This window comes from Brevibacillus sp. FW306-2-1A-C05A (assembly GCF_058781555.1).
The window spans coordinates 1-8416 of sequence record NZ_JBYSWV010000088.1 but is presented as its reverse complement, the minus strand read 5'-3'; the positions used below and the strand labels follow the sequence as shown (position 1 = coordinate 8416).

The following is an 8416-nucleotide window of genomic DNA, read 5'->3' as shown; positions in this document are numbered from 1 at the left end:
TGGTCAGGACAACTTTCACGATAGAGGAACATCTACGTTTTTTCAATGTCTAGCACGGGTTATGGTGATGAATCAAACATTTATAAATTTTACATCTTTATACAAAAAGCTTTTTGTATAGTATAAACAAGTTAAGAAGGGAGGCGATTTCTAGTAAGTAAAAGATATAGTAAGGTTGTCACCCAGTCATTTATGGTAGGCTTACTTATTGGAGCAAGTGCAACGGCAGTTTATGCATCTGCTGCAGAAAGCCGAGTGTACAACTTTGGTCCAATTGGTGGCTATTCATACTACAATCAGGCAACTGTTGAAAAAACTGGTGACAACGTGTATTATACAGCAGAGATTGGAAGTCAAAATTCGGGTAAAATACCAGTGGGATATATGAGTGCAGGTCCAAGGCTGTTTAAAGGGGATGCTTTGTGTAAAGCTTCAGAAATGACTTACAACTCTTCTGCAACAGCCTCCATGAGGGTTGGAACGTATGGCAACTGCGGCTCAGGTATCTATAACAGCCGAGGTGCAACTGAAGTTTTTGATGGTAGCGGCTATCGAACCTATCTCACAAACGTTACTCCAAATATCAACTTTTAGGAGGTGAACCCGATGCAAATTAAGCGACTTGGTGTACGAACTGTAATTGTCTATGCTACTTTGTTAACCGGGATTGTAATAGGATCTTTTGGTTCTGGCATTGCATTAGGACTTGATAAAGACCCTACACCTGTTCCAGAGTTCCCAATAAACGAGCAAGGACAAACTTATGGTTCTGCATTAAATGTCACTTCCCTAGGGGCAGAGCCGGATTTAATTAAGGCATATGGCGTGGACGGGACTCTTGGATACGTTCGCTCTGAGGATTTAAGAGGGGTGAAGCCCAAGAATCCGAGTGAAGCAGTAGCCTTGACCAAACAGCTTAATGCGAAGGGAAGTCGCCACATCCCTCTGTATGACGTTGATGGAAAGACTGTTATTGGCCAATTTAGCATCGGTGACGGAAAAGTCACTGAGGAACGGATAAAGGAATAGTGCAAAATAGACAGAATGACCGCCTTTGAGCTTTGACAAGCCAAGGCGGTCATTTTGTCTATTTTGCAATTAAGCCTTAAACAAGGGCCGACTTTTGTACCACCGGACATCGTGTCTTTCCACTGTGTCGTTTTTTTGTAAACCCAAGAAGAACAAGGTAAAGCCAGAACTCGGGAATTAATCTATTAGCGCACGCAAAAAGGCAGGGGATTCCCCTGCCTTTTCTTAGCTTCCAAGCGTAAAAAAAAGACGGGATATCCCGTCCTTCTTCCGTTATCACAAGGCTTTAATAGCCACGTTTTGCGTTCTTTTTGTTGATAGTCGCAAGGTTCTCTTCGCTGTGCTTCAACCATTTTTTCAATTTGTCCTCGAAGGAAGCAGCGCTATCTCGTTTTGTATTTCCTCCGCGGTCGCCTCCACGATATCCACCACCACGGCGCTCTTCGCGCTCCGGACGCTCAGGCGCTGGGAGTGCGGCGCGAACCGAAAGCGAGATTTTACCTGCATCATCAATGGAGAGAACTTTGACCTTTACTTGTGCCCCCACGGTAAAGTGATCGTTGATATCCTTTACAAAACCGTTTGCTACTTGGGAAATGTGGACCAGCCCCTGCTCGGTTTCGCTGACTGCTACGAACATCCCAAACGGTTTAATCGCTGTCACTTTTCCTTCGATGATGCTTCCCACTTGTACTGCCATCCAGTTTGCACTCCTTTTATTATTTCAGAAAAATGGTGAGAACCTCAAACCAGAAGCCTCATTCTCCTAGTATAACAGAGAAATTCCAATACTGAAAAGCCTATTCTTTCTAGGTGACGCACTTCAAGCTATTGAAAAGACAGCTCGTAGGCGTCTGTAGCCATTACAAGCTCCTCGTTGGTAGGAATTACCATGACCTTTACCGGAGAGTATTCGGTACTGATAAACGCTTCGCCTTTGCTTGCCCGGTTCGCTTCGCGGTCCAAGTTGACCCCGGCGAATTCCAGCCCGGTGCAAACCATTTCACGGACGGTAGCACTATTTTCTCCAACACCTGCCGTAAAAATAATTCCGTCGACGCCATTTAGTCGCGCGAGATACAGCCCGATATGTTTATGCAGGATCGTCGTGAACAATTCCAGGGCAAGCTGGCTGCGGTAATGCCCTTCTGCCGCCTTTTCCATGACGTCGCGCAAATCGTTGGAGACGCCGGAGACGCCCATCAGTCCGCTCTTGTTGTTCAAAATCGTAATCGCGCCCGCTGTGTCCGTCTTTTCGATCTCTTCAATGTAAGGAATGATGCCAGGGTCGATGTTGCCGCTGCGCGTTCCCATCGACAGTCCCGCCAACGGCGTCATGCCCATCGACGTGTCAAACGATTCTCCGTAGCGGATCGCCGTGATGCTGACGCCGCTGCCGATGTGGCAACTGATAAGTCTGAGCTGCTCCTTCGGCCGGTTCAACATCTCCTCCGCCCGGCTCATCACATAGCGGTGGGACGTGCCGTGGAAGCCGTACTTGCGGATGCCGTAATGCTCGTAATACTCGTATGGCAACGCATACAAGTAAGAGGATGGCGGCATAGTTTGGTGAAACGCGGTATCAAAAACAGCCACGTGCTTCAGTTCAGGATAGATGCTTTGCGCGATCTCGATCCCGGTCAGGTTGATCGGGTTGTGCAGCGGCGCAAAGCGGGACAGGCTGCGAATCTCCGCTTTTACCTGTTCGTCGATGACGACGGACTGTTTGAATGCTTCTCCGCCGTGAACGACCCGGTGCGAGATAATGTCAATGCGGTATTGCTTTAATGTTTCAAACACGCCACGAATCGTATCTTCGTATTCGTCGCGTTGAATTTGTTGTAAATAATCTTGGGCGAGCAATGTTTTGCCCGGCATCTCATAAAGCTTGTACTTCACCGAGGAACTGCCGCAGTTCAGTACGAGCACGTTCTTTTTGTCTGACACGAATCTCATCCACTCCCTAATCTCTCAATAAGCAACAGCCCCGGTCAGGATGGCGGTCGCTCACTTCATCTTATAATGATATGCTCTTCGTGAATACATGTAATTGAGAAGAATTATCAACAACATCGTGACAGAACCCGACAAATCCAACAGAACGTCGTTCACCATTCCTGTCCGATCCGGGGTAAACGTCTGATGCCACTCGTCCAAAACCGCCGCCAGCAAGCTGCAAAAGGCGCTCCAGGGCAATGCTACAGCAAATGCAAGACGGTGGGAAAACACGCGGTAAAAGCTGAACGCCAGCAGGGCAAACACGGTAAAATGCGTTCCTTTGCGGAGGAAAAACTCGATAAAGCCTGCGGCTCCCTTGTTCTCGACGCTGATTTCGCGTCCGGCATATGGAATGGTAATCCCTTCCATCCGTTCGTTCCAGCTTTTTTCATCTACGACTTTGGATATGGTTCCCCGCAAATCCTGTTTGTAGTATGGCTGGGAGGACGACAGGAACAAGCCCACCAAAATCGCAGTCAACAGCAAGTAATCCAACAGTTTTCGATAGCGGCGCACGCCTGGGTTCCCTCCCATACTCCGTTCTTCCCTCATCTTACCCGAGATCGCGCCAAAAGTCCTTGCCGAGCCTGTGAACAAATAAGAAACCTTTATCATCGCCTTCTCAAAGCTGAGCGACCGCGTTTCAGCGGAAGGTTGTTTCAGTCAAGAAAAAGACGCCAGCCGTTACGGCTTGGCGTCGTCTGTGCCTGTCGGGAGCGGCAAAAAGTCCTCCTGCGACAAAGCTTTTTTCGAATTGGCGGAGCTGTCCTGCTGTTCCTTGCGCAGCTCGTTTGCGAGCTGCTTTTGTCTGCGCTTTACTTCCCTCAAGTCGCGACGGCGAATCCGCTCGTTGTCCTGCCAGTCGCGAAGGCGTCGCACGAGCACGGGCAGCGACAAATCCGACTGGACGTTCTCGCGCCATTGGGCTGCGTGCTGCATGCCCGGCACGAGCACGAGGGTGACAAAAGAAGCGAACACGGTCCCGAACAACAAACTGCTGGCAAAAGAGGCAAACGACTCGCCGCCCGCCATCCACCTGCCGACAACGGGCAGGCAGGCGATAGCGACCGCAGCGGCCACGCCCGCCTGAGCTGCCCACGCGCGTTTTGCCCCGACACGCACACCTTCCCAGATGCTCGGCTGCTCGTCATGGGCTGCCGACAGTTCGTCGAGGTGAAGCAAGGCCAGCGAGATGAGCAGGGCAGCCGCTGCCGCGATGCCGTAGAAGCCCATCACGTTCATCGGGTGATCCAGCAAAAGCAGCCCGAGCGTCACTCCCCCTGACAGGACGGGCAGCAGGATCAGGGCGAACCAGCCATCCCGCGTTCTACGCCGCAAGAGCAGGCTCGCCATCAGGACGACAGCGACCATCGCGATCATCACGATGAACCGGCCGCTCCAGTCTTTTTTGTCTGACTGCTCCTCGCTCAGCTTTTTCAGTTCATCCTCGTTGAGAATCGTATAGCCTTCCGGGACGTTGATCTTTTCTTGCATCACCAGCGGCAGGTTGTACGCGAGGTTGTCAATCCACCTCGGGTCGGCGATGGCGCTGCTGACCTTGACCACGTACATGCCGTCCTGGCGCTCATACACTTGCGGCTGCCCGCCGCTGGACCAGTCGACCAGATCGGCCAGGCGAACAGGCCCTTGCTGGGTGCGGATGAGAATCTGCTTCACCTGCTCCGGGTGGTCCATCCACTTGTCCGGGAAGCGGGCGACTACGGAAACATTGCGCTCGTTTACGTGGATGCTTCCCGCCCGCTTTTCCCCCAGATAGCTTTCCAGTTGGCGCTTGATCTCCTCTTCGCTCAGATGATAGCGCGCGAGCATCTCCGCTTTCGGGCGAATGTCAATCAACGCGGTTTGCGGCTTCGGCCCGATCCGTTCATCGGTCACGATCTCCCGGCCGTCATTGTCGCGCCACCTCATTTGCTGCAAGTATTCGAGAATTTCCTTGGCAATATGGTTCGCCGTCTCCTGCGAAGGGCCCTTGACCGTAAATTCCAGACGCGTTTTCTGCTCCTCGTTGACGACCAGCGCGAACGGGTCCGTCTGCGGGATATCGCGCAGCTTTTTGTCCAGCTCTTTTTCCAGATCGAGAACGGAGCGGGTCCAATCCGCTTTGTCCGTCAGCTTCAGATGCATCGTCAACCGCTCGCGCGAAGCAACTGTGTACAGGTCAGCCACCTCTGCCAGGCCGCGCAGCCGTTCCTCGGCCGTCTGCGCCGCCTTGATCGCATCGTCTACGCTGCTTTCCTGAACCATCGGCAGCGACAACGTCTTGCCGTTTGGCTTCACGTCGCGAAACGGCTCCACCAGAACAAACGATTGCAAGAGCAAAACAAAGACGACGGACGATACGAGCGTAAGGCCAAATGGCAAGTAGCCTTGCTGCACCAGCCGCTCCCAGCGGGCAACGAGTGTGCGCGTCAACCGTCCTGGCGCGCGCGGACTGCTTTCGTCCGCTGGCGTCTCTCTTGCTGTCAGCCACGTTCCGGCCAGCACCGGAACGACCCAGCCGTACACGAGCGCAAGGCTCGCCGCACCCAAAACGAGCACGGGCCAGGCGTCGAACAGGACGACCTTGTCTTCGGCTTTGAGCATATCCGTCATGACGACGGTGAACCAGGCGGCCGCCATGACGACAAGCGCGAGCAGCAGCGGCTTCATCACCGTCCAGGCGGTCTTCAGGCTGCCCGAGAACGAGTAGGCGCCAAGCCTGTCCAGACGGGAAAAGAAAGCAACGCCCGCAATCAGGTAAACAATCGTAAACACGAGCAGCGGACCCAGTGTGAAGAAGGTCAGTTTCAGCCCAAACAACCACATGCCGCCCAGCACGCCCCCCGCCGCCATGAACACTGCGAGCAGCGACAGAACAGCAGGGCCTGTGCGTTTCAAGGAAGCGAACAGGAAAAGCGCGCAGAGCAGCGCAGCCAATCCTGCGAGCAAAGCCAACTGCCCGGTCGCCGCCGAGATGGGCAAGGCGTGATCTTCGAACAGATCCAGCTCATACTTGCCAGCCGCCTCTTCGTTCAGCTCGGCCACCATGTTGGCTATTTCTTTGCGGATGGAAGGGATTTGTCCCACTTCCGCCGCGTAGACCGAGATTCCTACCGCCGGGGAGCCGCGATATACACTCACCTCTTCGCCTTTGCTGCCTCGCGTGTCGCGGATATCCGCCAGCAGCGAGAGCGGCACATATCCTTTGCCAGTCGCGATCAGTTGCTTGCCGAGCCCTTGTGGCCCTTCCGTTTGGCTCGTCCACGTAAAGGCGGTGCGATCCGCCGTCTTTCCGACTGTACCGATTTCTTCCCCGATCACGTCACTCGGAAGCTGGTTCAGCACATCCCCCGGAGTCAAGCCATACACGAGCAGCATGGAAGGGCGAAAAACGACCTCGATCTGCTCGCGAACCGGCTGGCCGTCCACTTCCACACGGGCAACCCCCGGCGTCTGGATCAGCTTTTCATAGACGGTATAGCGCGCAACATTGGACAGCGTCTGGACATCGCTGCCATGAAGCAGGTAAAACCCGACCAGGCTGTCTCCCAGCTTTTCCTGGCTGATGCTGTACTCCTGGACAGGCAGCGTCTTCGCGACCTGTGACAGCTTCTGTTCCAGACGTTCCTTGTAATCGGAGCCGAGGTTTTCCGCCGTCTGCACCGTAATCGTGCCCGCGCCGGGGCGAGAGTCGGTGGAAATCATCACAGCGCTGCCCATCGCGCGCACGGCTTCCTCGACTTTTCGCGTGACCGACGCTTCTACCTGATCCGCCGTCAGTCCTGGCGCGATGAGGTTGATGTTGTACTCCGGCAATCCCCGGTCGGAAAACGTCTGCACATCCATTCTGAACAAAGCGCTGATCGCAAACAGGCAGAGAAGCACAGCGATCAGGCGGGCGAGGGCAGGAGCTATTGACAGAAACGCTTTGTTATTCATCCGCCACCTTCACCGCCTCGCCGTCCACCACGTAGGAAAGACCCGATCCGACAATCTGATCGCCCGGCTCAAGCCCTTCCAGGACTTCGTAAAACGTACCGTGCAGCGCTCCTACTTTGACAGGTGTCTTTGCCACTGTGTTCTCGTTGATTTTCATGACGTAATACTCTTCTTCCGCAACGCCGATGCTTGCGACGGGCACGAGCACCCCTTGTTTCCCGGACAGCGCGTACTGGCAAGTGACCGTCATGCCGCCCTTCCAGTTCACCGCGCTGCCGTTGACCGTCACCTCGACCGGATACGCCCCTACATTTTGATCCATGGTCGGCGAGACAAACGTCACTTTGCCCTCGGCCTCGCTGCCGTCCGCCGCTTTTACGTGCACGGTCGCCCCGGTCTGCCAGTTGCCGATCTGCTCGCTGTCCACCTGCAGCTTGACAATCCAGGTGCTCGTATCGACCAGGCGAATGACTTCACTGCCAGGTCCGGTCTGCTGGGTGGCAACTTGCGAGATTTCGGCCACGACTCCGGAAAAAGGCGCTTTCAGCACGCCGTCGGCCGCCTCTTGCTTCGCGCGGCTGAGCTGGACGTTCGCCTGGCTCACCCCGACCTCTGCCTCTTCGACGTCCAGTCGATCCGCACCCTGCATCAGTTTGTTGTAGGCGACCTCTTCTTCCTCCAGGCTGAGCCTGGCCTGCTTTTGCGCCAGAGCCAGCCTGTCCAGCTCATCCTTGGAAATCGCGCCGTTGGCAAACAGTACGGTTGCTTGCGAATATTCCCGCTCGGCCTTCAAGGCCAGCTCCTTCGCCTTTTCCACTTGCAGCTTTTGCGTCTGCACCTCGTGGCTCTCCGGCCCGGACAGCGCCTTGCTGCGCCTGATCGCCGCGCTCGCGACTTGCCCGGAAGCGGCCTGAATCCCCGCCTGCAATCCCGACTGGTCCAGCGTCGCCAACGTCTGGCCCGCTTTCACGCTCGCCCCCTTCTGGACGAGAATGCTCGCGATTTTCCCAGAGGTGCCAAACGACAGCCCCAGCTCCTGGCGAGGCGTCACCACGCCGGGCACCTCCATCGTGCGCACGTTCTGGTTATCCTCTACCGTATAAGCATTTACCGTTTTTACCTTAATCACAGTCTCTTCTTCCATCCGCTTGAGCTGTCCGGTTCTTTCGTCCAGCTTTTCGCAGCCTGTCAAAAGCAGGGCAACAATCGTGAGGCTGATCCATTTTTTCATACTTTCACTCCTGCAACCTTCCATAATCCGCCCGCTTCATCCAGCGAACGCCTCGCTGAACAGCGGCAAGTCATCTGACTTGAATCAAGAAGAATAATCATTGACAAAATATATTTTACCACTAGCGTTGCATTAATCTTTTCCCATCATTCAAAATACACATAATCTTTGGTATTTGGTTGTCTAGGGAACAAAAAAATCCTTTACACTGGAAAGGTC

At 54.2% G+C, this 8416-nt stretch carries 7 protein-coding genes; 2 read left to right on the top strand and 5 right to left on the bottom strand.

Annotation, left to right across the window (positions count from 1 at the left end; translation table 11 throughout):
• Positions 1-192 precede the first annotated feature (192 nt).
• Positions 193-594, top strand: a complete 402-nt coding sequence (locus tag AC3WJN_RS25220) for a hypothetical protein (RefSeq protein WP_290426861.1) — start codon at positions 193-195, stop codon at positions 592-594.
• Between the two features lie 12 nt (positions 595-606).
• Complete coding sequence (locus AC3WJN_RS25215) at positions 607-1029, top strand: hypothetical protein (protein WP_005835697.1); 423 nt, start codon at positions 607-609, stop codon at positions 1027-1029.
• 286 nt (positions 1030-1315) lie between these two features.
• On the opposite strand, the gene AC3WJN_RS25210 is transcribed toward AC3WJN_RS25215, so the two are convergent.
• The 5 genes from AC3WJN_RS25210 to AC3WJN_RS25190 form a co-directional block, all read right to left on the bottom strand.
• On the bottom strand, positions 1316-1729 hold the full coding sequence (locus AC3WJN_RS25210) for a S1 RNA-binding domain-containing protein (RefSeq protein WP_005835695.1): 414 nt from the start codon (positions 1727-1729) through the stop codon (positions 1316-1318).
• Between the two features lie 128 nt (positions 1730-1857).
• Entirely contained in the window at positions 1858-2976 is a 1119-nt protein-coding gene (locus AC3WJN_RS25205) for an acetate/propionate family kinase (protein ID WP_005835693.1), read from the bottom strand.
• Between the two features lie 60 nt (positions 2977-3036).
• On the bottom strand, positions 3037-3561 hold the full coding sequence (locus AC3WJN_RS25200) for a VanZ family protein (RefSeq protein ID WP_206699243.1): 525 nt from the start codon (positions 3559-3561) through the stop codon (positions 3037-3039).
• 150 nt (positions 3562-3711) lie between these two features.
• On the bottom strand, positions 3712-6966 hold the full coding sequence (locus AC3WJN_RS25195) for an efflux RND transporter permease subunit (RefSeq protein WP_005835690.1): 3255 nt from the start codon (positions 6964-6966) through the stop codon (positions 3712-3714).
• Positions 6959-8197, bottom strand: a complete 1239-nt coding sequence (locus tag AC3WJN_RS25190; RefSeq protein ID WP_005835688.1) for an efflux RND transporter periplasmic adaptor subunit — start codon at positions 8195-8197, stop codon at positions 6959-6961. Before AC3WJN_RS25190 ends, AC3WJN_RS25195 begins: the two co-directional genes overlap by 8 nt.
• Positions 8198-8416 lie beyond the last annotated feature (219 nt).